Annotated in this window: 21 protein-coding genes; 14 read left to right on the top strand and 7 right to left on the bottom strand. The window is 76.5% G+C overall.

Features of this window, described 5'->3' with window-relative positions:
- The first annotated feature begins 115 nt into the window (after nucleotides 1–115).
- Nucleotides 116–616, top strand: a complete 501-nt coding sequence (locus tag ACI79I_RS11170) for an amidohydrolase family protein (RefSeq protein ID WP_456992405.1) — start codon at nucleotides 116–118, stop codon at nucleotides 614–616.
- 149 nt (nucleotides 617–765) lie between these two features.
- Entirely contained in the window at nucleotides 766–1,281 is a 516-nt protein-coding gene (locus tag ACI79I_RS11165; protein ID WP_456992404.1) for a hypothetical protein, read from the top strand.
- A 66-nt stretch (nucleotides 1,282–1,347) separates the two neighbouring features.
- Here the strand turns inward: ACI79I_RS11165 and ACI79I_RS11160 are convergent, their stop codons facing one another.
- On the bottom strand, nucleotides 1,348–1,518 hold the full coding sequence (locus ACI79I_RS11160; RefSeq protein WP_456992403.1) for a hypothetical protein: 171 nt from the start codon (nucleotides 1,516–1,518) through the stop codon (nucleotides 1,348–1,350).
- 152 nt (nucleotides 1,519–1,670) lie between these two features.
- Here ACI79I_RS11160 and ACI79I_RS11155 point away from each other — a divergent pair, with 152 nt between their 5' ends.
- From ACI79I_RS11155 to ACI79I_RS11145, 3 genes are all read left to right on the top strand, one after another.
- A complete protein-coding gene (locus ACI79I_RS11155; protein WP_456992402.1) occupies nucleotides 1,671–2,867 on the top strand; it encodes a glycosyltransferase in 1,197 nt (398 codons plus the stop codon).
- Between the two features lie 185 nt (nucleotides 2,868–3,052).
- A complete protein-coding gene (locus ACI79I_RS11150; protein ID WP_456992401.1) occupies nucleotides 3,053–3,952 on the top strand; it encodes a CPBP family intramembrane glutamic endopeptidase in 900 nt (299 codons plus the stop codon).
- Between the two features lie 194 nt (nucleotides 3,953–4,146).
- Nucleotides 4,147–6,480 carry a glycoside hydrolase family 65 protein gene (locus ACI79I_RS11145; protein WP_456992400.1) on the top strand — a complete coding sequence of 778 codons (2,334 nt, stop codon included), beginning with the start codon at nucleotides 4,147–4,149 and terminating at the stop codon, nucleotides 6,478–6,480.
- A 24-nt stretch (nucleotides 6,481–6,504) separates the two neighbouring features.
- On the opposite strand, the gene ACI79I_RS11140 is transcribed toward ACI79I_RS11145, so the two are convergent.
- On the bottom strand, nucleotides 6,505–7,725 hold the full coding sequence (locus tag ACI79I_RS11140) for a hypothetical protein (RefSeq protein ID WP_456992399.1): 1,221 nt from the start codon (nucleotides 7,723–7,725) through the stop codon (nucleotides 6,505–6,507).
- Between the two features lie 116 nt (nucleotides 7,726–7,841).
- Here ACI79I_RS11140 and ACI79I_RS11135 point away from each other — a divergent pair, with 116 nt between their 5' ends.
- The 7 genes from ACI79I_RS11135 (at nucleotide 7,842) to ACI79I_RS11105 (ending at nucleotide 14,473) form a co-directional block, all read left to right on the top strand.
- The gene (locus ACI79I_RS11135) at nucleotides 7,842–8,876 is read left to right on the top strand and encodes a site-specific integrase (protein WP_456992398.1); all 1,035 of its coding nucleotides are present in this window, start codon (nucleotides 7,842–7,844) and stop codon (nucleotides 8,874–8,876) included.
- Between the two features lie 97 nt (nucleotides 8,877–8,973).
- Entirely contained in the window at nucleotides 8,974–9,843 is an 870-nt protein-coding gene (locus ACI79I_RS11130) for a patatin-like phospholipase family protein (RefSeq protein ID WP_456992397.1), read from the top strand.
- A gap of 1 nt (nucleotide 9,844) precedes the next feature.
- The gene (locus ACI79I_RS11125; RefSeq protein ID WP_456992396.1) at nucleotides 9,845–10,924 is read left to right on the top strand and encodes a lysophospholipid acyltransferase family protein; all 1,080 of its coding nucleotides are present in this window, start codon (nucleotides 9,845–9,847) and stop codon (nucleotides 10,922–10,924) included.
- Between the two features lie 279 nt (nucleotides 10,925–11,203).
- Complete coding sequence (locus ACI79I_RS11120) at nucleotides 11,204–11,737, top strand: hypothetical protein (protein WP_456992395.1); 534 nt, start codon at nucleotides 11,204–11,206, stop codon at nucleotides 11,735–11,737.
- Nucleotides 11,738–12,026: 289 nt separating this feature from the next.
- The gene (locus ACI79I_RS11115) at nucleotides 12,027–13,211 is read left to right on the top strand and encodes a sensor histidine kinase (protein ID WP_456992394.1); all 1,185 of its coding nucleotides are present in this window, start codon (nucleotides 12,027–12,029) and stop codon (nucleotides 13,209–13,211) included.
- The gene (locus tag ACI79I_RS11110) at nucleotides 13,208–13,867 is read left to right on the top strand and encodes a response regulator (RefSeq protein WP_456992393.1); all 660 of its coding nucleotides are present in this window, start codon (nucleotides 13,208–13,210) and stop codon (nucleotides 13,865–13,867) included. The genes ACI79I_RS11115 and ACI79I_RS11110 overlap by 4 nt, the downstream gene beginning before the upstream one ends.
- Before the next feature lie 153 nt (nucleotides 13,868–14,020).
- Complete coding sequence (locus ACI79I_RS11105) at nucleotides 14,021–14,473, top strand: hypothetical protein (protein ID WP_456992392.1); 453 nt, start codon at nucleotides 14,021–14,023, stop codon at nucleotides 14,471–14,473.
- 322 nt (nucleotides 14,474–14,795) lie between these two features.
- Here ACI79I_RS11105 and ACI79I_RS11100 read toward each other — a convergent pair whose 3' ends face one another.
- The 5 genes from ACI79I_RS11100 to ACI79I_RS11080 are packed head-to-tail and all read right to left on the bottom strand — an operon-like array spanning nucleotide 14,796 to nucleotide 18,989.
- A complete protein-coding gene (locus tag ACI79I_RS11100) occupies nucleotides 14,796–16,199 on the bottom strand; it encodes a Dyp-type peroxidase (protein ID WP_456992391.1) in 1,404 nt (467 codons plus the stop codon).
- Between the two features lie 3 nt (nucleotides 16,200–16,202).
- On the bottom strand, nucleotides 16,203–16,751 hold the full coding sequence (locus ACI79I_RS11095; protein ID WP_456992390.1) for a hypothetical protein: 549 nt from the start codon (nucleotides 16,749–16,751) through the stop codon (nucleotides 16,203–16,205).
- Complete coding sequence (locus ACI79I_RS11090) at nucleotides 16,748–17,413, bottom strand: hypothetical protein (RefSeq protein WP_456992389.1); 666 nt, start codon at nucleotides 17,411–17,413, stop codon at nucleotides 16,748–16,750. Before ACI79I_RS11090 ends, ACI79I_RS11095 begins: the two co-directional genes overlap by 4 nt.
- Entirely contained in the window at nucleotides 17,410–18,684 is a 1,275-nt protein-coding gene (locus ACI79I_RS11085) for a cytochrome P450 (protein ID WP_456992388.1), read from the bottom strand. The genes ACI79I_RS11090 and ACI79I_RS11085 overlap by 4 nt, the downstream gene beginning before the upstream one ends.
- 41 nt (nucleotides 18,685–18,725) lie before the next feature.
- On the bottom strand, nucleotides 18,726–18,989 hold the full coding sequence (locus ACI79I_RS11080; RefSeq protein WP_456992387.1) for a hypothetical protein: 264 nt from the start codon (nucleotides 18,987–18,989) through the stop codon (nucleotides 18,726–18,728).
- 199 nt (nucleotides 18,990–19,188) lie between these two features.
- Between ACI79I_RS11080 and ACI79I_RS11075 the strand changes: the two genes are divergently transcribed.
- Nucleotides 19,189–22,233, top strand: a complete 3,045-nt coding sequence (locus ACI79I_RS11075) for a BTAD domain-containing putative transcriptional regulator (protein ID WP_456992386.1) — start codon at nucleotides 19,189–19,191, stop codon at nucleotides 22,231–22,233.
- 150 nt (nucleotides 22,234–22,383) lie between these two features.
- Nucleotides 22,384–22,974 carry an RNA polymerase sigma factor gene (locus ACI79I_RS11070; protein WP_456992385.1) on the top strand — a complete coding sequence of 197 codons (591 nt, stop codon included), beginning with the start codon at nucleotides 22,384–22,386 and terminating at the stop codon, nucleotides 22,972–22,974.
- The last annotated feature ends 60 nt before the right edge of the window (nucleotides 22,975–23,034 follow it).

Below are 23,034 nucleotides of genomic sequence, written 5' to 3'. Positions count from 1 at the left end.
CCCCCCCCCCCCCCCCCCCCCCCCCCGCCCCCCCCCCCCCCCCCCCCCCCCCCCCCCCCCCCCCCCCCCCCCCCCCCCCCCCCCCCGGGCGGTCTAGAGCGCGTCCAGGACCTCGTTGGCGCTGGCGGCCTCCCAGCGGCCCATCCGCGTCGACCGCGGACTGCCCCTGCAACTGCACAGCGGCTACGGCGACCCGGACCTGGACCTGCACCGGGCCAACCCGCTGCTGCTCATGCCGTGGCTGCGCCGGGTGGAGCCGACGGCGGTGCCGGTCATGCTGCTGCACAACTACCCGTACCACCGCGAGGCCGGTTACCTGGCGCAGGCGTTCGACAACGTCTACTTCGACGTCGGCCTGGGCCTGAACTACGTCGGCAGCCAGAGCCCGCAGCTGATCGCGGAGTCGCTCGAGGTCGCCCCCTTCACCAAGCAGCTGTACTCGTCCGACGCCTGGGGGCCCAGCGAGCTGCACCTCTCGGGCGCGCTGCTGTGGCGGCGGGGGATCAGCGCGGTGGTCGGGCGGTGGGTGGCAGCGGGGGAGTGGTCGGCGCGCGACGCCGAGCGGGTCGCGCGCCTCATCGGGCACGAGAACGCCCGGCGGGTCTACCGGCCCTGAGCGGCCGGCGCCGGACCGCCGGGGCGGCCCCGCCCCTGTGCCGCACGGCAGCGACCGCGACCGGGGACCGATGACCTGACCGACGACCGGCTCCGCGAGCAGGATCGGCGGCACCGATCCCGAACCGCGCCGTCCCCCGAGGAGTCCCCATGCCGGACACCGCGCTGGCCCGCCCGCACCGCCGCTCCGGCCCGGACCGCGGGTGGCGGCACCTGTACCTGGCGGGTCTCACGGCGCTCACGGGCTACTCGGCGGCGCTGGGCTGGCAGGCGCAGGTGGTGTCCTACCCGCTGTACCGGGCCGTCGGGGACGCGGAGTTCGCCGCCTACCACCGGCAGTACGACGCGGCGATCCCGCTGGTGGTCGTCGTGCCGGGCTTCGTGTCCTTCCTCGCCGGCGCCGCCTTCCCCTGGGCCCGGCCGGCCGGGGTGCCCCGGTCCGTGGCGGCGGTCGTCGGCCTCGGCGGCGTCGTGTCGATCGGGTCGACGGTCCTCTGGGCCATCCCGATGCACGACCGGCTGGACGAGGCCGGCCGGTCCGACGCCACCATCGACAGCCTGCTGCGCGCGAACCTGCTCCGCACGGTCGCGCTGACCGCGAGCACCCTGGCCCTGGTCTGGTCGGCGTGGCGCTGTGGCCGCGGGACCGGCGCCGCCCGCGCCTGACCCCGGTCGGTCCTCCACCGCTCCCGGCGCCGTGCGGACGGGCCCCCGCCCGCCCTCGTCGCGGGATCAGGCGGGCTCGGGCACGCCTCCCGGGTCGCCACCGGGGTCCTCCGGTGTCGCCTCGACCGGCGGCGGCGGGAGCGGCTGGGGCGCATCGGGCAGCAGCTCCGCCGGGTCGTCCGGCACGGGTGCGTTCGGGTCGATCTCCGGGTCCGGCTCCGGCAGCGGCACGGTCATGCGACGAGTCAACCAGTGCAGCCGCGGGGCCGGACGGCGCAGGTGGGGGCTGGTGTGGCGGAGGGGTTGCCGACCTCCGACCAGGTGGTGATCGTCGTGGTCGACCAGGCAGCTGAGCGGGACCTGGGTCGGGCGCGTCACAGGGAGCCGGGATGCGGATCGTGCTGTTGACGGCCGGGAGTCGCGGAGACGTCGAGCCGTTCCTCGCGCTGGCCCGACGAGCGCGGGACGACGGCCACGATGTCCGTCTGGGCGTGACGCGCGACTTCCTCGACACGGCCGAGGACGTGGGCGTCGACGTCGCGCCCCTGGACGCGGACTTCACGCGAGTGGTCACCCAGCAGGGGGTCTCGGCGTGGGCCGCGCTCCGGTCCTACCGCTCCGTGGTGCGGCCCATGATGGTCGCGATGCTGCGGTCCGCAGCCGAGGCCGCGGTGGCCTTCCGCCCCGATGTGGTCGTCCACCACCCCAAGGTGCTGTCCGCGCCGGTCGCTGCCGCCCACCTGGGGGTGCCCCACGTGCTGGTGGAGCTCGTCCCGACCCTGACCCCCACCCGCGAGTTCCCCGCGGCTGGGGTCACGACGGCGGACCTGGGGCGGTTCAACCCGTTGACCTATCGCGTGCTGGCCGGCGCCTCCACGGCGTTCGCCGGGGCGCTGCGCGAGATCCGGGGCCGCTTCGGGGTGCCGGTGCGCGGTCCGCTCCCTCCTCCCTCGCTGACCGTCGTGCCGATCAGCGAGGTCCTCCTGCCGCGGCCCCACGACTGGCCGGACACCACCCGGATGACCGGGGTCTGGCAGAACCCGCCGGCGGGTCCGCAGCTCGACGCCGAGCTCGAGGCCTTCCTCGACCCCGGGGACGTCGTGTACGCCGGCTTCGGGTCCATGGCCGCCGGCGACCCCCTCGCTCGCGGCCGGGCGGTGGTCGACGCGGTGCGCGCAGCCGGACGACGGGTCCTCGTGACCACGGGATGGGGAGGCCTGCGGATCCCCGAGGACCGGACCGGCGATGACGTCCTCGTCCGCGCCGGCGTACCGCACGCCGCGGTCCTGCCCCGCTGCAGCGTCGCCGTGCACCACTGCGGCGCCGGCACGGTGCACGCCGTCCTGCGGGCGGGGGTGGTGTCGGTGCCGGTGCCGTTCCTCGCAGACCAGCCCTTCTGGGCTGCACTGCTGCACCGACGCGGCCTCGGCGCGGCGCCGGTACCCGCGCGGCGGCTCACCGCTGACCGCCTCGGGGAGGCACTGGCCACCCTCCCCGGTCCCGGCGCCGCGGCGGACGCCGCCCGTGCGATGGCCGGGGAGGACGGCTGCCGGACCGCGATCGAGCTCCTCCGACAGCTGTCCTGAGGTCGTGTCCGGGCAGGTGTCCCCGCCGCCGGCCCGGCCTCGGCACCGTGAGTCCCTCGCGACCTGCAGTGAGCAGCGCGCGTCGCCGACCGGCGATCCGCCCGGGTAGCACGCAGCTCCCTTGACAGGTGATCGCGGGTCGAGGGAGGACAGCGTTCCTGCCCGAACCCCTCTGGAGGACGGCCATGACCTCGGTGACCGGTGGCCGGTCGGCGGGTGTCCGGCGCGATCGACGCGCCCTGGCGTTCGCCTGGGGGGTCACCCTCCTCCTCAGCAGCCTGCCCGGGATCATCGCGGTCGAGGTGGCTGGGGTGCGCCCTGCCGCGGCTCACTGGTGGGGGTTGGCCGCCGCTGTCCCCCTGCTCGGCGTCGCGGGGGTGTGGCGGCCGGCCCGGCCCGTCCTGCGGTACCTGCTCGTGGCGCTCGTCGCGTTCTGCGTGGCCTACGTCCTGCCACCGCTGCTCAGCAGCTGGATCGGGGCGGGCGGGTCGGACCTCGGCCGCATCCTCGTCAGCAGGACCCTCTTCCTCGTGGTGGCGGTGGTCGTGGCCGGCCTCCTCGTCGCCGGCCTGCGGATGTCACCGGCGGAGGCGTTCCTCACGCCCGGGCGGATGGCCGCACCGAGCGGACTGAGCCTGCCCGGGACGTCGCGCACGGTGAGCTGGGCGGTGCTGGGACCCTGCGCCGCGGTCGCCCTCTTCGCTCTCATGGCGGCCGTGACGTGGCCGGGCACGGGTCGCGACCCGACGGGCCTGGCGGCGCTCGTCCCCCTGCTGCCGTGGGTCATCGGCTGCGCGGCCGCCAACGCCCTCGGCGAGGAGGTGGTGTACCGATCCGGCCCCCTGGCCACGCTGGTCGACGTCGTGGGCTCCGGTCAGGCGGTCCTCCTGACCTCGGTCTGGTTCGGGCTCGCCCACTACTCCGGCTCGGTCCCCGAGGGGTTCGGGGGAGTGCTGCAGTCCGGCGTCCTGGCGCTCCTCCTCGGCGCGGCGATGGTCGCGACCAGGGGGCTGGGCTGGCCGTTCCTCCTGCACTTCGCCGTCGACCTCGTCGTGTTCGCCTCGATCGCGCTCGTCAGCACCTGAGCGGCGCACCGACCACCCCCGGCCGTCCCCGGTCAGCCGGCGCGGTCCTCCCGTTCCACCGACCCGGGCGGCCGGATCGCACCGGCGCACCGGGCTGCGGACGCCGTCGGCACAGATCGCGCCGTCCGCCGCCTCCCGGTAGGACTGGAGCGGGGCGCCACGGGCGTCCTCATCGCTCTCCCGGGAGGACCCGCGTGACCGCCCCCAGACTGGACACCGCCCCGTGGGTGGTCCGCGAGCCACACGTGGACCTCGAGACGATCGGTGTCACCGAGTCGGTCTTCAGTCTCTCCAACGGCTACCTCGGGATCCGGGGGACGCTCGACGAGGTCGAGCCCCACGGCATGCGCGGCACCTACCTGTCCGGGGTCCACGAGACCCATCCGTTGTCCTACCCCGAGGGTGGCTACGGGCAGCCCGAGGAGGGGCAGGCGATGCTCAGCGTCGTCGACGGCACGCCGCTGCGCCTGCTGGTCGACGGCGTCCCGCTGGACGTGCGCGAGGTCCGGCCGGAGGTCCACGAGCGCACGCTGGACCTGCGGACCGGCACCCTCGACCGCCGCGTGCGCTGGACGGCGCCGTCGGGCACGTCGGTGGAGGTGTCCTCCCGGCGGCTGGTGTCCCTCGCGGAGCGGTCGGTGTGCGCGGTCCGGTACGAGGTCCGCGTGCTGGACGGGCCCGCGCACGTCGTGGTCCGGTCCGACCTGGCCGCCGGCGAGGTGACGCCGACCGGCGTGGAGAACGACGACCCGCGCGTCGCGGAGTGTCTGGACCAGGCCTTCGAGCCCCGGGCACAGATCGGCAACGCGACCGGTGGCGCCCTGGTGGAACGGACGCGCCGCTCGGGCATCACCGTCGCCGCCGCGGTCGGACACCAGGTCGACGGCGGACGGGTGCGCACCCACGTCGACGAGCAGCACGTCATCACCACGGTCGCCGCCGACCTGCTCCCCGGCGAGGGGATCACGATCGTCAAGGCCGTCGGGTACAGCTGGTCCTACGACGCCGGGTCCGACTCCGTCCTCGGCGAGGCGTCGGCCGCCCTGAGCTCGGCCCTCGACCTCGGGTGGGAGGGGCTGCTCGCCGGCCAGCGGGCCGCGCTCGACGAGCTGTGGGCGAGCGCGGACGTCGAGGTCGACGGCGACCCCGAGCTCCAGCAGGCGCTGCGCTACGCCGTCTTCCAGCTGCACTGCTCCGCCGCCTGCATCTCCCGTGCCCCGGTCGGCGCCAAGGGGCTGACCGGCATGGGGTACAGCGGCCACACGTTCTGGGACGTCGAGGGGTTCGTCCTGCCCGCCCTGACGCTGCTGCGCCCGGAGGCGGCGGCACGCCTGCTGCGCTGGCGGTCCAGCACCCTCGACCTCGCCCGCGAGCGCGCCGCGACGCTGGGGCTGGCGGGGGCCGCCTTCGCGTGGCGGACGATCAGCGGGCGCGAGGTCTCCGCGTACTGGCCCGCGAGCACGGCGGCGATGCACGTGAACGCCGACATCTCCCGCGCCTTCTGGCTCCACCAGAACGTCACGGGCAGGGACCTGGTCGGCGTCGGGGGCCTGGCGGTGCTCGTCGAGACCGCGCGGCTGTGGATGTCGATCGGCCACGAGGACGCGGCCGGGGGGTGGCACCTGTTCGGCATGACCGGGCCCGACGAGTACACCGGGGTGGTCGACGACAACGTCTTCACCAACCTCATGGCCCGGGCCAACCTGCGGCGCGCCGCCGACGCCTGCCGGCGACACCAGGAGCGCGCGGCGGAGCTCGGGGTGGACTCCACCGAGACCGCCGCCTGGCGGGCCGCGGCGGACGCCGTGCACCTGCCGTGGGACGAGGGCCTGGGCGTGCACCCGTCGAACGCGAACTTCACCACCTACCGGGAGTGGCCCTTCGAGGACCAGCGCGACGCCTACCCGGTCCAGGAGCACCAGCACTACGCCACGTTCTACCGGCGGCAGGTGCTCAAGCAGGCCGACCTCGTCCAGGCGCTGTGGTGGTGCCGGGACGAGTTCACGGCCGAGGAGGTGGCGCGCGACCTCGAGTACTACGAGGCCCGCACCGTCCGGGACTCCTCGCTGTCGGCCGCCGTCCAGGCGGTCGTGTGCGCCCAGGCGCAGCACCCCGACCTCGCCCTGCGCTACCTGCGCGAGGCCGCCCTCGTGGACCTGCGCAACGTCACCGGCGGAACCGCCGACGGGCTGCACATGGCCTCCGTGGCCGGCACCTGGCTGGCGTTCGTCGCCGGTCTCGGCGGGCTGCGCGAGGACCACGAGGACCTCGAGATCGCGCCGCTGCTGCCGTCCTCGCTCTCGCGGACCGCCTACTCCGTCACCTGGCGCGGCCGGCTGCTCCGCGTCGAGACGACGCGGGAGGGCACCACGGTCACGCTGGTGCGCGGAGAGGGTCCCGTGACCGTCGTCGTGGACGGCACCCCGCGGTCGGTCGACGCCGGAGCCCCCGTCCAGGTGCCGCTCCGTGCCCCCACCCCGGTGCTCGACGAGCCGCGGCAGCCGGTCGGGCGGGAACCGCGCACCTGAGGGGTGTGCCGCCCGCCGCCCTCCTCAGGGGGAGCCATCCGGCCGGCGGGCACCCGGGACGCTGTGCCCACCCGACGCTCCGGGCGCCGGGGCGCCGGTGGACTCCTCCCCGCCCGGCAGCTCGCCGGCCACCTCCGCGTCCCCGCTCCTCTCCTCCGGCGGGTGGGCTGCCGTGGCCAGGGAAGCCCGTGCTGCCGCCGCGTCGGCGAGAGCCCGGTCCCGCGCCTCCTCCGCGCGCAGGCGGTCCCGCCGGCTCTCCTCGGCACGTCGCTCGGCGCGCTCAGCGCGGTCCTCCTGCTCCCTCGCCCGCTGCGCCGCGGCACCGGCTCGCGCCTCCGCCGCCTGGATGCGGCCCTCCGCGGCCGTGGTCTCCAGCCGGGCGGCCGCCTCCGCCTGTTCGGCGCGACTGACCGCCCGTGCGGCGTCGTCCCGGGCGCGCGCGGTCTCCGCGCGGGCCGCGCGCTCGGCCTCCAGGGCCGTGTCCCGCGCGGCCTCCGCGGACGTCGCCCGCTCGTGTGCTGACGCGGCCTCGGCGAGCGCGCGGTCCCGTTCCTCCTGCGCACGGGCCGCCTCGCTGCGTGCGGCCGCGGCGTCGCGGGCGGCCGCGTCGCGGCGTCGTTCGGCGTCCCGTCGCCCCGCCTCCGCCTCACCTGCGGCCGCTCCGGCGGCGGCCGCATCGGCGCGCGCCCGCTGCGCTTCGGCCTGCGCGGCGTCGGCGGCCTGCCGGGCGGTGGCCGCCCGTTCCCGCGCGGTCGCGGCCTCGTCCCGGGCACCGGTCGCGTCGGCCTCGGCCCGCGCCGCCACCTCGAGGGCCTCCCGCGTCGCCCCCTCCGCGACCGCGCGCACCCGGTCGGCCAGGGACGCACGCTGTTCGGCCTCGGCGACCTCGCGACGCGCGTCGGCGCGGACGGCCGCCCGCTCCACCTCCAGCAGATCCGCGTCGGCGGCCCTGGTCAGCACCTCCCCGGCACGGCCCACCTGGACCTCGATCTCCGCCAGGGTCTGACGGAGCCGGTCGGCGACCTCGGTCAGCGTCTCGGCGGGCCGCGCTCCCGGCAGCGGGGCCGCGGGCGTCTCCGGTGCGGCGGGTGCGCGCCCGGCCGCCTCCGCCCGGCGGGCGGCGAAGGCGGTCGTGCGGTTGTGCTCCGGGAGGGAGCAGTACGACGAGCGGCCGCCGGTCGGCGGCGGTGGGGCCACGGGGCGGTCGCAGTGCGGATAGCCGCAGGTGGCCGTGCCAGGGGTCATGGCACCGAGTCTGCGTCCGTTCGTCCGATCAAACGACCGGGGCGGACGAACGACCGCGCCGGTCCCGGGGACCTCTGGACGGCGCGGGCGCCACCCGCACTCCATAATCAGCTGTTATGGAGCGTGCGGACGGCGGCGGGGGACTCGTGCCCTCGGGCGCCGCGCCCCCGCCCGGCGGGCACGGGGGCGCCGCCGCGGGGGGCCTGGTGCTCCCCGGCGACGTGGAGTCGGTGGGGCGCTACCTCACCGCGGCGAAGGCCGACTCCACCCGGAAGGCCTACGACGCGGACTTCCGCGCCTGGACCGCCTGGGCGCGGCAGCGCGGCTTCGTCCCGCTGCCGGCGGCGGACGCCGCGGTGGCGGCCTACCTGGCGGCGCTCAGCGACGCGGGGGCGAGCCCGCGCACCATCGCCCGCCGGCTGTCCGGCATCGCGCACGCGCACCGGGAGGCCGGGCAGCCCAGTCCGTCCGAGCACCCCGGCACGCGCGAGGTCCTCCGCGGCATCCGGCGCACCGCGGCCCGCGACGGCCGCCGCCCGAGGAAGGCGCGGGCGCTCGACACCCAGACGATCCGTGCGCTGGTCGAGGACCTCCCGGACGGGGTGGCCGGCCTGCGCGACCGGGCCCTGATCCTCGTCTCCTTCGCCCTCGGGCTGCGCGCCTCGGACGTCTGCGGACTGGACGTGACCGACCTGGCCCCCGCCGGGCACGGCGGCCTGGACGTCACCATCCGCTGGTCGAAGACCGACCAGGAGGGCGCCGGCGACGTGCTGGCCCTCGCACCCGGGGTGCGGGCGCGGACCTGTCCGGTGCGCGCGCTGCACGCGTGGGTCGACGCGGCGGACCTCGGCGGTTCCGGGCCGCTGTTCCGCAGCGTCGGGCGGGGTGCCCGGCCCCGGGTCGGACGGACCCGGATGGCCAGGTCCTCCGTGCGGCTCGTCCTGCGGCGTGCCGCCGAGCGTGCCGGCGTCCCCCTGGAGGGGCTGAGCCCCCACAGCCTGCGCCGGTCGTTCGCGACCGAGGGGTACCGGGCCGGCGTCAGCGAGCGGGAACTGGCCCGGACGGGCAGGTGGGCCTCGGTGACCACGATGCGGGGGTACGACTCCAGCAGCCGCTGGGCGGACCCGGCATCGGCCCGGCTCGGTCTCTGAGCGGCCCGGGCCAGGCCGCCCCGGGACCCGGGGCGGCTCCTGTCGAGGTGGTGCCCGTGGCCGCTGCGGTCCTGCCCCGGGTGACAGGATGCGGCGCATGGCCTCGCCAGGGGTGTCGGCCGGGCCCGACCGCACCGCGTTCGTGCTCGGTGGCGGAGGAGTGCTCGGTGCGGCCGAGGTCGGGATGCTGCAGGCGCTGTTCGACCACGGCGTCCGGCCCGACCTGGTCGTGGGGACGTCGGTGGGGGCCATCAACGGCGCGGTCGTCGCCGCCGACCCGACGCCGAGCGCGGTGGACCGGCTGCGCGCGGTGTGGGAGGAGCTGGCCTCCCAGCGGGTCTTCGCCGGGTCCGTGCTGGCGCGGGTGGGCACCCTGGTGCGGACCCGCACCCACCTGCACCCGCGCGAACCGCTGCGCGACCTGCTCCTGGCCCACCTGCCGGTGCAGACCTTCGCCGAGCTGCGTGTGCCCTTCCAGTGCGTCGCGGCCAGCATCGAGCGGGCCGCCGAGCGCTGGTTCACCGACGGCGTCCTGGTCGACGCGGTGCTCGCTTCCTGCGCCGTCCCCGGGCTGCTGCCGCCGGTGGAGCTCGCCGGCGAGCACTACCTGGACGGGGGGCTGGTGCACAGCATCCCGGTCGGCCGGGCGGTCGCGCTCGGCGCCGCCACGGTCTACGTGCTGCACGTCGGGCGGATCGACCGTCCGCTGCGCCCGCCCACCCGGCCGTGGGAGGTCGCCCTGGTGGCCTTCGAGATCGCCCGGCGGCACCGGTTCGCGGCGGACCTGGCAGCGCTGCCACCGGGTGTCACCGTGCACGTCCTGCCCTCGGGGAACCCGGGCTCGCCCGCGACGGGCACCCTGCGCTACCGCGACTTCTCCGGTGTGCCGGCCCGGATCGAGCGCGCGCACGCCGCGGCCCGCGGCTACCTGGAACGGAGCGGCGCGTCCTGGGACGGGGGAGCCTGAGGTGCTGCCCCCACGCCGCGTCCGCCGGGTCACCGGTCCGCTCCTGATCGGCGCGCTGGTGGCCGCGGTCGTCCTCCTGCCCGTGCTCGTGGTCGCGGCCGTGCTCGCCTCGGTGTTCCTGCCGGGGCGCTGGCGCGTGCTGCGGCTGCTGTGCTTCGGCCTGGTCCACCTGGCGCTGGAGGTGGCCGGGCTCGCCGTCGCGGCGGTGCTCTGGGTGCTCAGCGGGCTCGGTCGCCGGTTGTCGGCCCCGGCGTTCCGGGCCGCCCACTACACCGTGCTGCGCCTGCTGCTCGACGTGCTGATGCGGGTGGCACAGCGGGTGTTCGCGCTGCGACTGGTCACCGACGGCGAGTCCTGGTCGCCGCTGGACGACGGGGTGCCCGGCTCGACGAACGCCATGGTGGTGCTGTCCCGGCACGCCGGTCCGGGCGACTCCTTCCTGCTCGTGCACACCCTGATGAACCGCGACCACCTGCGCCGTCCGCGGATCGTCCTCAAGGACGTCCTGCAGCTCGACCCGCTGATCGACGTCTACCTCAACCGGCTGCCCAACCACTTCGTCCCGGCCGATCCGACGGCGGGGTACCGCTCCGAGGAGGCGATCGCCGACCTGGCCCGCGACCTGGGCGAGGAGGACGCGCTGCTGATCTTCCCGGAGGGTGCCAACTTCACCCCGCGGCGCAAGGTCCGCGCCATCCAGCGCCTCCGCGACCGGGGGCTGCTGTCGGCGGTCCGCCGGGCCGAGGCGATGCGGCACCTGCTGCCCCCGCGTCCGGGCGGGGTGGTCGCGGCGCTGGGTGCGGCCCCGCACGCCGACGTCGTCCTCGTCGCGCACACCGGTCTGGAGCACCTGAGCACGGTCGGCGATCTGTGGCGGGGCCTGCCGATGGACAAGACGCTGCACCTGCGCTGGTGGTTCATCCCGGCCGCCGAGGTGCCGCGGGACGAGGCCGAGCTGACCGACTGGCTGTACCACTGGTGGGAGACGATCGACGACTGGATCGCCACCACCTCGGCGGCGGCGCGGTCCGAGCGGGGGGTGCGCCGTACCGGTGCGCCGGCGGCACCCGACCCGGCCTGAGCCCACGAGCCCCGGGCGACGGCCGGTGGCGGCGCCGGCCCGACGTCCGCGCCACCACGGGACGCCCCGTGACCCCACGGGACGGCCGTGGAGCCGCCGACGACGCCGGCCGGGCCGTGGTGTCGCCGGAGTGCGTCCCGGGAGCGTGGTGCCGTACGTCGAGGAGCGACCCCGGTCGCCGTCGTCAGGCGGCAGACCGGCGCACCGGCGCCACCTAGCGTCGCTGGGCGACGGCGACCCGCCAGGGCGCCGGGACGACCAGCGAGAGGACGCACCGAGATGTCGCGCACGAGACTCACCACGGTGGCGCTCATCGCCGTCGTGTGGACCGCGATGCTCTCCTTCGGCGGTGTCGCCGCCGAGACCGTGGTGCTCTACCCGAACGTCTTCGGCGACCCCCCGGCGTCGCTGGACCGGGCCCGGGAGTTCCTGGCCGCGGCAGGTCCCAGCGACTACTTCCCGCCCCTGGGCGCCGCAGTGGTGGTCAGCGGCCTGGCGGCGACCGTGGCCACGTGGCGGGAGCCGCGACTGCGGTGGTGGGTCCTCGGCGCGGCCGCGGTGTTCGTCGCCTGCGACGGCGTGTTCTCGGTGCTGTTCTCCTGGCCGCGCAACGAGATCATGTTCGTCCACCCGCCCGGCACGCACCCGCCGGAGCACCTGCGTCAGGTCGCCGGGGAGTTCGTCGCCGGCCACTGGGTGCGCCTGGCCGGCGGCGCGCTGACCGCCGCGCTGACCTTCACCGCGCTGCTGCGCTGGGTCCGGATGACCGCCCCTGTCCCGGCTGCGGCCGAGCCGGTCGCGGCCGATCGGTGACCCCCCTCGTGTCCGTGCCGCCGTGCCGCACCGGGCCCGCGGTCCACCGCTGCGGGGTCCCACGCGGCCCGTCCCGGTCGTCGCCCCGGAGCGAGGAGCCGACAGCATGACCGCGACCCCGCCCGGCCCCGAGCTGCGGGTGCAGCACCTGCCGACCGGCGAGACGATCCGGGTCACCGGCTCCGCCTCCGGCTGTCGTCGTCCGCGCGACGGTGAGGGTCCCGCGGGCGGTCGCCGCGCCGACGCGCGAGGACGTCCGCCGACCCGCCGGGCTCCCTACCCTGACGTCGTGCCCGATCCCCGGGACGGCCGTGCGCGCGGCGGCGAGGTGGACCCACGCCGGGCCGACCTGCTGCTCGCGACGACGCAGACCCTCGCCGTGGCGCTGGTCATCGCCGCCGACCTGGAGGGGACCGGCCGGGCCACCCCCGGCGCCCACCTGTTCGCCGTCGGGTTCGGCGCCCTGGTCCTGGCGGGCCGCCGCGCTCCTCGCCTGGTCCTGGCGCTGACCGTCCTCGGCGTCTTCGCCTACTACGCCCTCGGCTTGCCTCCCATCGGCATCGCCCTGCCGGCCGTCGCCGCGCTCTACCGCGCGGCCGAGGTCGGTGTCCTCCGCTGGGCGGTCGCAGCGGCGACGGTCCTCGTCGCCGTGGCCGCCTGGGCCCGGGTCGCCGAGGGGCTGCCGACCGCGTACCTGCTCAGCTACGAGTTGCTCACCAACGTGGCGCTCGCCGCCGCGGCCATCGCACTCGGCGTGAGCGTCCGTGCCCGCCGGGAGGCCCGGCTCTCCCAGCAGCGGCTGCGGGCGCTGGCGGCCGCCGACCAGGCCCGGGAGGCCGAGCGGCGGCTGCAGGCCGAGCGCGTGCGCATCGCCCAGGACCTGCACGACTCCGTCGGCCATGCCATGTCGGTGATCGCCCTGCACGGCAACGTCGCCGCGGAGGCCATCGGCCGCGACGACGAGGTGGCCCGGCGGGCGGTCGAGCAGATCGGGGTGGCGACCTCCGCCCAGCTGCGGGAGCTGCGGGCCACGGTGAAGCTCCTGCGTTCCCCCCAGGGGGACGTCGAGCGCGGAGCGGTGGGCCTCGCCGGGCTCGGGCACCTCGCGGACGCCGCCCGGGAGGCCGGGGTCGTGGTGGACCTCGAGGTCACCGTCGGCGAGGGGCACCTGGACCGTGCCGTCGAGGCGGCCGCCTACCGGATCGTGCAGGAGTCGCTCACCAACGTCATCCGGCACTCCGGAGCCACCCACGCGGCGGCCACCGCCACCCTGCGTGGGGACCGGTTGGAGCTGGTGGTCACCGACGACGGTCCCGGAGGCCGCCCGGCAGGGCCGTCGTCCGCGGGCAGCGGTCAGGGGCTGGCCGGCATGCGGGAGCGGGCGGCCGTGCTCGGCGGGCAGCTCACCACCGGGCGCAGCGCGACCGGTGGCTTCGAGGTGCGCGCGGTGCTGCCGGTGAGGTTGGACCCGTGATCCGGATCGTGCTCGTCGACGACCAGGAGCTCGTGCGCACCGGGCTGCGGACCCTCGCGGAGCGCGACGGCGACATCACCGTCGTCGGCGAGGCCGGCACCGGTCGCGCGGGCCTGGCCCGCGTCCGCGAACTGCGCCCCGACGTCGTCCTCATGGACGTCCGCATGCCGGAGATGGACGGTCTCCAGGCGACCCGTGCGGTCGTCGCGGACCCGCAGCTGCGTGACGTCCGCGTCCTGGTTCTCACCACCTTCGACGAGGACGAGCACGTGTTCGAGGCCATCCGCGCCGGCGCGGCCGGCTACCTGCTCAAGGACGTCTCGCCGACGGACCTGCGCCAGGGGATCCGCGTCGTGGCCGCGGGCGAGTCGCTGCTGTCGCCCGCGGTCACCAGGACGGTGCTGCGGTCCCTGGCCGACCGGCTGCAGGCCGCGGTGGACGACACGCCGCTGCAGGCGCTCACCGGGCGGGAGAGGGAGGTCCTCGCCCTCGTGGGCCGGGGCCTGTCCAACGAGGAGATCGCCCGGGAGCTGTTCCTCTCCCCGGCCACGGCGCGGACCTACGTCTCCCGGCTGCTGACCAGACTCGGCGCCCGGGACCGGGCCCGGCTGGTCGTGCTCGCCTACGAGACCGGGCTCGTCGTCCCGGGGACGTGAGCCCGCCCTCCGAGGGGGACCGGCCGGCTGCGCGTGTATCAGCAGGCCCCGCCCGGCGCTCCGTCCGGTGCAGGCGCGGACCGGCCACCGGCTCGGGGGAGTGGCCGGTCCCCGCCGCGGCTCTCCACCCGACACCGCACCCGGGAGTGGCCCATGTCCGCGCAGGAGCCCGGTCGCCAGTCCCCGGACGTGCCGTACGAGGCACTGCTCACCGGTCTCCGCCGGTTCATCCGGACCGAGGGGGAGCGCTACCTCGACGATCCGAACGTCTCCTCCATCGGCCTCGGCCACAAGGTGACCGACGGCCGGGTGACGTCGGAGCTGGCGGTGCAGTTCACCGTGGAGGAGAAGTGCGCCGAGCCGGAGGCCCTCACCGTGCTGGGCACCACCCCGGTCCCGGAGTCGATCACGGTCGCGGGGATCCGGATGCCGACCGACGTGCTGGAGCGCCGCTCCCTGCCCGCGTTCACCGGGGAGGACGACGGCCCCCCACCCCGTGGCTTCGTGCGGCTGGAGGACCTCTTCCTGGAGCTCGAGGTCGCGGGCCTGCGGATCGGCACCGCCGACGTCGACCGGCGACCCCCTGAGGGAGCCCTCCGCCGCTAGCGGCTGCCGTGGGGCGGTGCCCGGCGCACCGGGGTGCCGCTGTCAGTCGGTATCAGCGGCACCCTCCCGTCGGTCCGGACCACGGGCGGCCGGTCCGGCGCCCAGGGCGACAACTCGACCAGCCTGCGGGGACCCCCGGGTCCCGTGCCGCAGGCGACCCCGACGAGGCGAACCGATGAAGATCTACGACCCCGCGGACTGCGTCGTCTACGTCCACATGGGCCGCGACGAGGACCCGTCCTCGACCCCTCCGGCCAGTGGTCGTCCCTGCACCTCGCTGCCCGCCGGATACGCCAACACCTCGATGCGCACCCGCCTCCGGCTACCCGAAGGCCCCTTCGGCCAGGGAGTGCAGCGCGCGCACGCCCGGCGCGAACAGGTACTCGGCGCCCCGGGTCACCACGAGGTCGGGCCGCACCGGGACGAACCTCGGACGCCCCTCGGGCATCGGGATGGTCATCTTCCCGCTCCCCTCGGCGCCCCCGACGAACCAGTCCCGGTCGTCGCCGAGCCCGAAGGTGTCGCCGTCGTTGCACCAGTGCACCTGGATGGTCTCGAACTGGCGGGCGATGTCGGCGTTGAAGCAGAGGAACAGCAGCCCGCGACGCCCGGCATCGCCGTCGGCCCCCGGGTCGTAGGGGTCCCCGTAGGGCATCCCCCGGCGGATGATCCGGTGCCGGGCGGTCAGCCGGCCGCTGTCCCGGAGCGCCCCGCCGAAGTCCAGCGCGTCCCGGGGGTTGACCCGGCGCACGTGGGCCCCCAGCGGGCAGCGGTGACCGTCCCGGTCGTCGGGCAGGTACCGGAAGTCGTTGGCCGGCTGGTCGACCGCCACGTCGCTGAGGTCGCCCGGAGGCCTGCGGTACGGCTGGGTCTCCAGCGGTGTGCCGTCGCGCCAGCGACCCATGACCTTCGCCGCCACGAGCTCCGGGGCCAGCCCCGTGCGGCGCGCCGCCTCGGCGAGGAGGGCCTGGAAGCCGGGCACGTCCTGCTCGAGCTTGCGGTACACGACGTAGGTGCCGTTGCGGACCACGTCCGGGTGCGGCTCGGTCTCCACTTGACCGTCCTCGTCGCGGTGGCCGAGGAGGAACTCGCCGAGCCGTACCGGCCGCCAGCCACCGCCCGGCAGGGGGACCCCGACCCCGCTGTCCCAGGGCGCCCGGTGGCTGCTGGGCCGGTCGACGCCCTCGATGTCGGGCTGGGAGAACCCGTCGGCGTAGCCGAAGTGCTCCCGCCGGTGGGCCAGCTCGTGCGTCTCCTGCACGTCGGCGACCGTCAGGCCGGGGACCGCCTCGACCTCGCCGCGCCACCGGTCCCGTTCCCGCGCCAGCGCGTCCCGGTCCCGCGTGCAGGCGGTCAGCACCAGGTGCACGTGGCCGGTGCCGAGGTGGCGGTCCCAGCCCCGGGGGTCACTGGGTCCGACGTCGCCCAACTCGGCGGCCCGGTCGCGGGTCGACGCGCGGAACACCTCGGGGAACCGGGCCAGGAGCGCCGGCCGCAGCCCCAGCCGCTCGAACCCGCGGTAGGTGACCGCGACGTTGAGGGTGGCGTCGGGCCGCTCCTCCTGCGGCCAGCGGGCCGCGGTCGTCACCCGCCCCGCGACCCGGCGGAGGCACTGCCGGGCCGCCTCGGCGGTGTCGGCGTGCAGCAGCAGGTGGACGGCGTGCCCGAAGCCGTAGCCGTTGAGGATGTTGCCCTGGACGTCATCGAGGTCGAGCCCGGTGCCCATGGCTCAGGCCCCGCCGTCGCCGAACTCGGTGAGGAAGGCCGCCTGCAGGTCCACGTCGTCGCAGCCCTGGGTCTGCCCCGCGAACCGCGCGTGCCGGCGGCGGAGGTCGAGGGCGTCCCCGACCTCCTGCACCGTGGCGTCGTACGCGGCGAACCACCGGTGGACCGGCAGCCGGTTGTGCAGCAGGTAGCGGCAGAACTCGGCGGCACGGTCGTGTCCGGGATAGCCGACGCAGTGGCCCCACACCGCGTCGGCGTCGGGCCCCAACCCGTCGCGGAGGTCCTCCACGTGCCGCTCGGGCGGGCGGTTGGCGGTGCTGGTGAACAGCAGGTACTGCATCCGCAGCGGCCGCGTCCGGCGGGGGAGGCCCCGGTACCGCCAGGGTGCCCCGGAGAGCACGACCACGCGCGCGAAGTGCGTCTCGGCCACCCGGCTGAAGGGGCTGTCCCCGGCCGCGGGCAGCCGCGCCAGGGACTCCCGCAGCGCGCCCTCCTCGCCGGGGACCACCGGCGTCAGCACGGTCAGCGGGGTGGCCGGCCAGGTGGAGCTCACAGGTCCCCCTCTCGTCGGGCGAGGAAGCCGCGGTAGAGCACCGCGAACTCCTCGGCGGTGGTGGTCCGGGCAGCGCGCGCGAGGTGCCGGTGCTCCTTGGCCACCTCCAGCGCCGAGAGGACGGTGCGGACGGTCGCCTCGGGGTGGGCCGCCCAGCAGTGGGCGCCCGCGACGGCCAGCTCGCCGATGTAGCCCGCCAGCGCGGTGACCGACCGGGTGCCCGGGAACCCGGCGGAGGTGCGCCAGATGTTCTGGACCTTGGAGCCGACCGCGTGCACGAAGGTCTCGACGTAGGGCTCCGTCGGCGCGCTGTAGACGGTCTCCCAGAGCAGGACCCCGTGCGGCAGCCGTTCGGCGACCTGTGGCCGCCCGTTGTGCGGCGGCCGGGGGAGGACGGTCCACCGGATGAAGTGCACCGACTTCAGCGGACCGAGCCCGGTGAGCGCCGGGATCCGGCCGGTGAGCGCGAACAGCAGCCGCAGGCGCACGCCCCCGAGGGGCCGGAGCGCCGTGAGCACGGTGATCATGCCCGCCCGGCCGGCGGTGTCGGGGCGCAGCGGGGCCGCCCGGGGCGCTCCGGACACCGCCGGCTCGGGTGCGTCCGGCCGGGCCCGGGCGACGACCGCGGCCCGGCCCGGCGTCGGGAAGGAGCGGTACCTCATGGCCGGCTCCGCTCGCCCAGCTCGACCTCGAGGCGACCCGGGAACAGCCCGTCCCAGCGGGTGCGCCCGGCGGGACCGGGTGCGCGCCGCAGCTCCGCCGAGCGCAGCAGCGGGGCCAGGAGCGCCGGGATCTGGATGCCCATCGTGTGCTCCCCGGGGCACCGGTGCGGACCGCCTCCGAAGACCTGGTACTGCGCCGCGGCCCGCGTGGCGTCGAAGTCCTCCGGGTCGGGGACGGCGGTCTCGTCCCACATCGCCGAGTGCGTGCCGACGAGGACCACGGTGCCCGGGGTCAGGGGCCGGGCCCGCGGGGTGCCCGCGGCCAGCGTCGTCGTCGCGGTGCACCGGCGGGGCAGCCGCGGCTGGACCGGCCGGAACCGGTAGACCTCCCACAGCAGGCGGCGCAGCTCCCCAAGGTCGTCGCCCCGCGCGGCCCGCCGGGCCAGCTCCAGGGCGGGGGGACGGTCCAGCAACTCGTCCATGCCGAGCAGCGCCGCCCGCGCGCCGTGCCACAGCCAGCCGATGGCCATCCCGATGACGTTGCCGCGGATCTCCGCGTCGTCCAGCGCGGTGCCGGGAGCCGACTCCTGCCGCTCCACCAGTCGCCGCAGCAGCGTGTCGGGCCCTCCGGGGGTCCGCCGGACCTCCTCGACCAGGGACGTCAGGTGCGCCTCCCACCGCCGCCACGCGACCTCGGCCCGCTGCGCCACGGACGGGATCTCCCCGCGGTTGAGGAAGATGTGCTCGAACAGGTCGCGGCCCCACTGCAGGCGGGTCTCCCGGTCCGGGCCGGGGATCCCGACGTACTCGTCGAGGACGTCGTCGAACACCGGCTGCACCAGCTCGGCGACGACCTCCAGGCGTCCGGTGCGGCGAGCGTGCTCCACCCGGGCCTCCGCAGCCGCCGCCGTCCGTCGCCGGAGGCGGCCGGCGTCCGTGCAGCGCAGCACGGCGTCGATCTCGGCGCGCTGCCGGCGGTGCTCGGCGGGCTCGGACCCGAGGAGGAACGCCCCGGGCAGGTGGTGCGCGTACGGCCAGGCGAAGGCCTCGGTGCGGTCGAGCACCTCGTCGACGTCCGCCCGACGCGTCACCACGACCAGCGACCGACCGACGCGGGACAGGGGCCAGTGCCGGCGCACCGGCCCGAGGCGGGCCACCCGGTTGGTGCTGAGCACCTGCGCCAGCCGGGCCGACACCCGCCGCCGGAGCTCGTCGACGAGCAGCGGGAGCGGGGCGTCGGCGCGTTCCTCGGACACCTGCACGGGGATCACCGCCCCTGGGTCGCGCGGATCCGGTCGGGGGAGCGGCCAAGCTAGTGACCCGGCTCGCGGTCGGTCGATACTCCGGCGGCCCACCTCGGGTGTCGGGTGACGTCGCGCAACCAGACGACCACGTCGAGCCAGCAGTAGGCCGCTCGTCCCGACGCGACGACGTCGTCCACCGACAGCTCGGCCGGCCGACGGACCGGGGCCCGTGACCTCGGGGCCGCGTCGTCCCGGGCCTGCTCGTCCGACACCCGGAGCGCGAGGTCCATCAGCTGCCCGTCGTCCCAGCGAGGGCGATCTCTCCGGCTCACCGGCCCACCTCCCTCCGGGTACCCGCCCTCGCACCGGGACCGAGGGACGGCGGTGGGCTCCCCACGGCGTCGGTGTGGGACAGAGGGACCGATCCCCGCGGCTGATACACCCGGCCCGGGACGGGAGCCCCGATCAGCGGGACGTCAGCGGCGACGGATCCGGGTGTACCGACGGTCGCCCGGTCCCTACAGTCGGCTCATGAGCCGGGCGCTCAGGTACACCCCGCCCCTCGCCAGCCGGCACCTGATCGTGCGGCCCCGGCTCCTGGGGCCGCTGCGCAGCCGTTTCGAGCGCCCGCTCACCGCGGTCGTGGCGCCCGCCGGCTTCGGCAAGACCACGCTGCTGGCGCAGGCCGTGAGCGAGAACGCGCTCTCCCCGTCGGGAGAGGACCGCTGGCTCACCTGCCAGCGGGACGACACGACGCTGTCGGTCCTGGCCTCGGGCGCCTTCGCGGCGGTGGGGCTCAGCGCCCCCGTGCCGGAGGACCCGCGTCAGGCTGCCGTCGCGGTGGCCGAGGCCCTGTGGAGCGCGGCGCCGCGCCAGGTCGCGCTGGTCCTCGACGACGTCCACCTGGTGACCCCGGGATCGCCGGCGGCCCGCTTCCTCGGCCACCTCGTCGAGGAGCTGCCGGGGAACGGGCACCTCGTCCTCGCCTCCCGCCCGCCGCTGCCGCTGTCGGTCTCCCGCCTCGTGGCCAGCGGTGGGGCGGTGGTGCTGCGGGAGGCCGACCTGCAGTTCCGGGACGACGAGGTGGCCGAGTTCGCCGAGACCCGCGGGGTGTCGCCGGAGCTGCTCAGCGACGTCGGCGGCTGGCCGGCCCTCGCCGAGCTGACCGCCACGGCCGGCCCCTTCGCGGTCAGCGGGTACGTCTGGGAGGAGCTGCTCACCCAGCTGTCCCCGGAGCGCCGCTCCGCCCTGGCGCTGCTCGTCGCCGTGGGCGGCGCGGACGAGGAGATCGCCGCGGAGCTGCTCGGCCGGGACGTGGACCTGCGGGCCCTCCTCGAGGGGCTGCCGCTGGTCGTGCGGTCGCGCTCGGGGTGGTGGTCGCTGCACGGGTTGTGGGCCGCGGCCCTGCAGCACCGCCTCGACGCCGGCCAGGTGGCCGGCGCGCGCCGGACCGCGGCCGCCGTCCTGCGCCGCCGCGGCCAGTACCACGAGGCGATGGGGCTGCTGCTCGACGCCCGCGCGTGGGACGACGTCCGCGGGCTGGTCGTCGAGGTCTGCGAGTGCTGCACCGCGCTGGTGCCGACCGACGTCCTCGAGTCGTGGCTGCACCGGTTGCCGCGCGACGTGCGAGCGACTCCCGAGGGTCTGCTTCTCGCCGCCATGGTGGCGGAGCCGACGAGCCCGGCCGCGGCCGAGGAGCTGCTCGGGCAGGCGCTGACCGACGCCCAGGCCGCCCCCGGTGTGCGCTACGCCTGCGTGAACGCGCTGGTCCAGCTGGCGTTCTGGCGCAACGACCGGAGGCGGATGGAGTTCCTGCTGCAGCAGCTGGAGGAGCTGGCGGGCGAGGGACACCCGGGGGCGCCGGCGTTCGTCGCGCTCCTCCGGGGCGTGCTGGCGCGCGCCACCGACGAGGTCCGGTCGGCGCTCGCGGCCCCGGGTCTGGTGTCCGGGACGACGCTCAACCCGGTGCAGGACTGGCTGCACGCCCAGCTCGTGCTGCTGCGACTGGGGGACGCCGCGACCGGCGAGGTCCTCGCCCGGCGGTCGCTGTCCCACACGGCGACGACGATGCACGGCGTCTCCCGGTGCCTGCTCCTCGAGTCCTTCCGCCTCCGGGGGCGCCTCGACGAGGCGGAGCGGCTGCTGCCCTACCTGCTCGCCGACATGCAACCGGCCAAGGTGCTGACCTCGCCGGAGCTGGCGACCTGCGCGGTCTCGCTGCTCGACGTCCTCGGCCGACCGGAGGAGGCGGGGAGGGTCCTCGCGACGTCGCGGTCGATCCTCGGCGCGTCCCCGGTCGCCTGGGCGCCCCTCGCCGAGGCGCTGGCGGAGGCCTTCCACGCGCTGTCGACGGGGGACGAACGCCGGGCGGCCGACACGCTGCGGTCGATCACGGCGCGCGGCGGCGGGCGCCACTCGGCCGCCGTCCGGGCGTCCCCGGTCGCGCTGCCCCTGCTCTACGTGCTGACCCCCGAGGTCCGGGAACGCTGGGACGTCGACCCGCCACCGGGTGCCCTCGCCGACCTGCACGCGGGGGCCCGCGCCCTCGTCGAGCTGCGGGAGCGCGGGACGACGGCGGCGGTCGCGGCGCTGCCCTCCAGCGCCTGGCCGGCGCTGCGCGCCCTCCTCCCGGTGCCGTGGGTGACCGAGCTGGCCCTGGGGCTCGTGGCGGCCGGTCAGGACGCCGGGCGGGCGCTGGTCGAGGACCTCGGCCCCGCGGCCCGGGCGTCCCTGCGGGCCCAGGCCGCGACGGCCCGCCGGGACCTCGCGGCCACCGCCCGCTCCCTGCTGCGGACGATCCCGGCGGTGCCGGCCGCGCGGCTGCAGCTGCGCGTCCTCGGCCCGCTCGAGCTGCGCCGCGACGGAGTGGCCGTCACCGCGCCCGAGCTCCGCCGGGAGCGGGTGCGTCAGCTCCTGGGCTACCTGCTCACCCACGACCGGCCGACCCGCACCGCCATCACGGCGGAGCTGTGGCCCGACCTCGACGACGTGGCGGCCGGCCGGAACCTGCGGGTCACCCTCGCCTACCTGCAGAACGTCCTCGAACCCGACCGGGGCGACCTCGACCCGCCGTACTTCCTCCGGAGTGCCGGGTCCGTGCTGCACCTGGTGACCGACGAGGCGCTGGAGATCGACCTGCTGCAGTTCGAGCGCGCGCTGGACGAGGCCACCCGCCTGGAGCGGCAGGGTGCGCCCTCCGCCGCCCTGGTGGCCTACCGCCGGGCGGCGGACCTCTGGGGTGGCGACCTCCTCGCCGACGTGGCCGGCGGGGCCTGGCTGGAGTGGGAGCGGGACCGGCTGCGCAGCAGGTTCGTCGCCGGCGCCGTCCGTGCCGGGGACCTGCTGCTCGCGCGGGGGGACGCCGAGACGGCCAGGACCCTCGCCGAGCGCGCCCTGCGCGCCGACGACTGCGCGGAGGACGCCCACCAGCTCCTCGTCGCCGTCCACCTGGCCGACGGCGACCTCGTCGGCGCCTCCCGCGCGCTCCGGCGCTGCCAGCAGATGCTGGCCGAGCTCGGGGTGCCACCCCAGCCGCGGACCCGCGCGCTCGCGCAGCAGCTGGCCGCCCGCCGCTGACGACCCCGCGTGCACCCGGTCCCGGGCGCGCGCCGTGCGTCTGACCAGCGATCCTGCCCGCCCGCCGTCCCGCTGGCGCTCCGCTAGCGCGGCCCCCGGAACCTCCGTCCAGCCGGCGTGGTGCGCCGGGCGGACGAGAGGGGTCGGGACATGGAGCCTGCTGGGGTCACCATGCTGGTCACGCGGGCCGCCGAGGGGGACCAGGCGGCCTGGAACGCGATCGTCGACGAGTACGCCGGCCTGCTGCGGTCGGTCATCCGCGGGTTCCGCCTCAACGAGGCGCAGGCCGCGGACGCGGTGCAGACGACGTGGCTGCGGCTCGTCGAGCACGTCGCCGACCTCCGGGAGCCCGAGCACGTGGCGGGGTGGCTGAAGACGACCGCCCGGCGGGTGTGCCTGGAGATCATCCGGCAGAACGGCCGGGAGCGGCTCGTGGACGGCGACGAGGACCGGGCCTGGGGCAGCGGCACCCCGTCCGGGGACCTCGAGCCGGACGGCCCGGAGGCGTCCGCGCTGCGGCACGAGCAGGTGGCGCTGGTCCGCTCCGCGCTGGCCGACCTGCCCGACCGGCACCGCCGGCTGCTGGACCTGCTGCTCCTGTGCCCTCCGGTGAGCTACCGGGAGATCAGTGCCCGCCTCGGCATGCCGGTCGGCAGCATCGGCCCGACCCGTGCCCGGATCCTCGCGCACCTGCGGGAGGCGCTCGCCGAGGTCGGGGTGCACGACCTCGTCCTGAGCTGAGCGGTCCTGGGCTGAGCACCTCGTCGGGGGGCTCCGCGCGGTCGGCACGTCGGCCGCGCG

This window comes from Geodermatophilus sp. SYSU D01105 (assembly GCF_054050095.1).
This window is presented reverse-complemented; position numbering and strand designations above follow the sequence as displayed.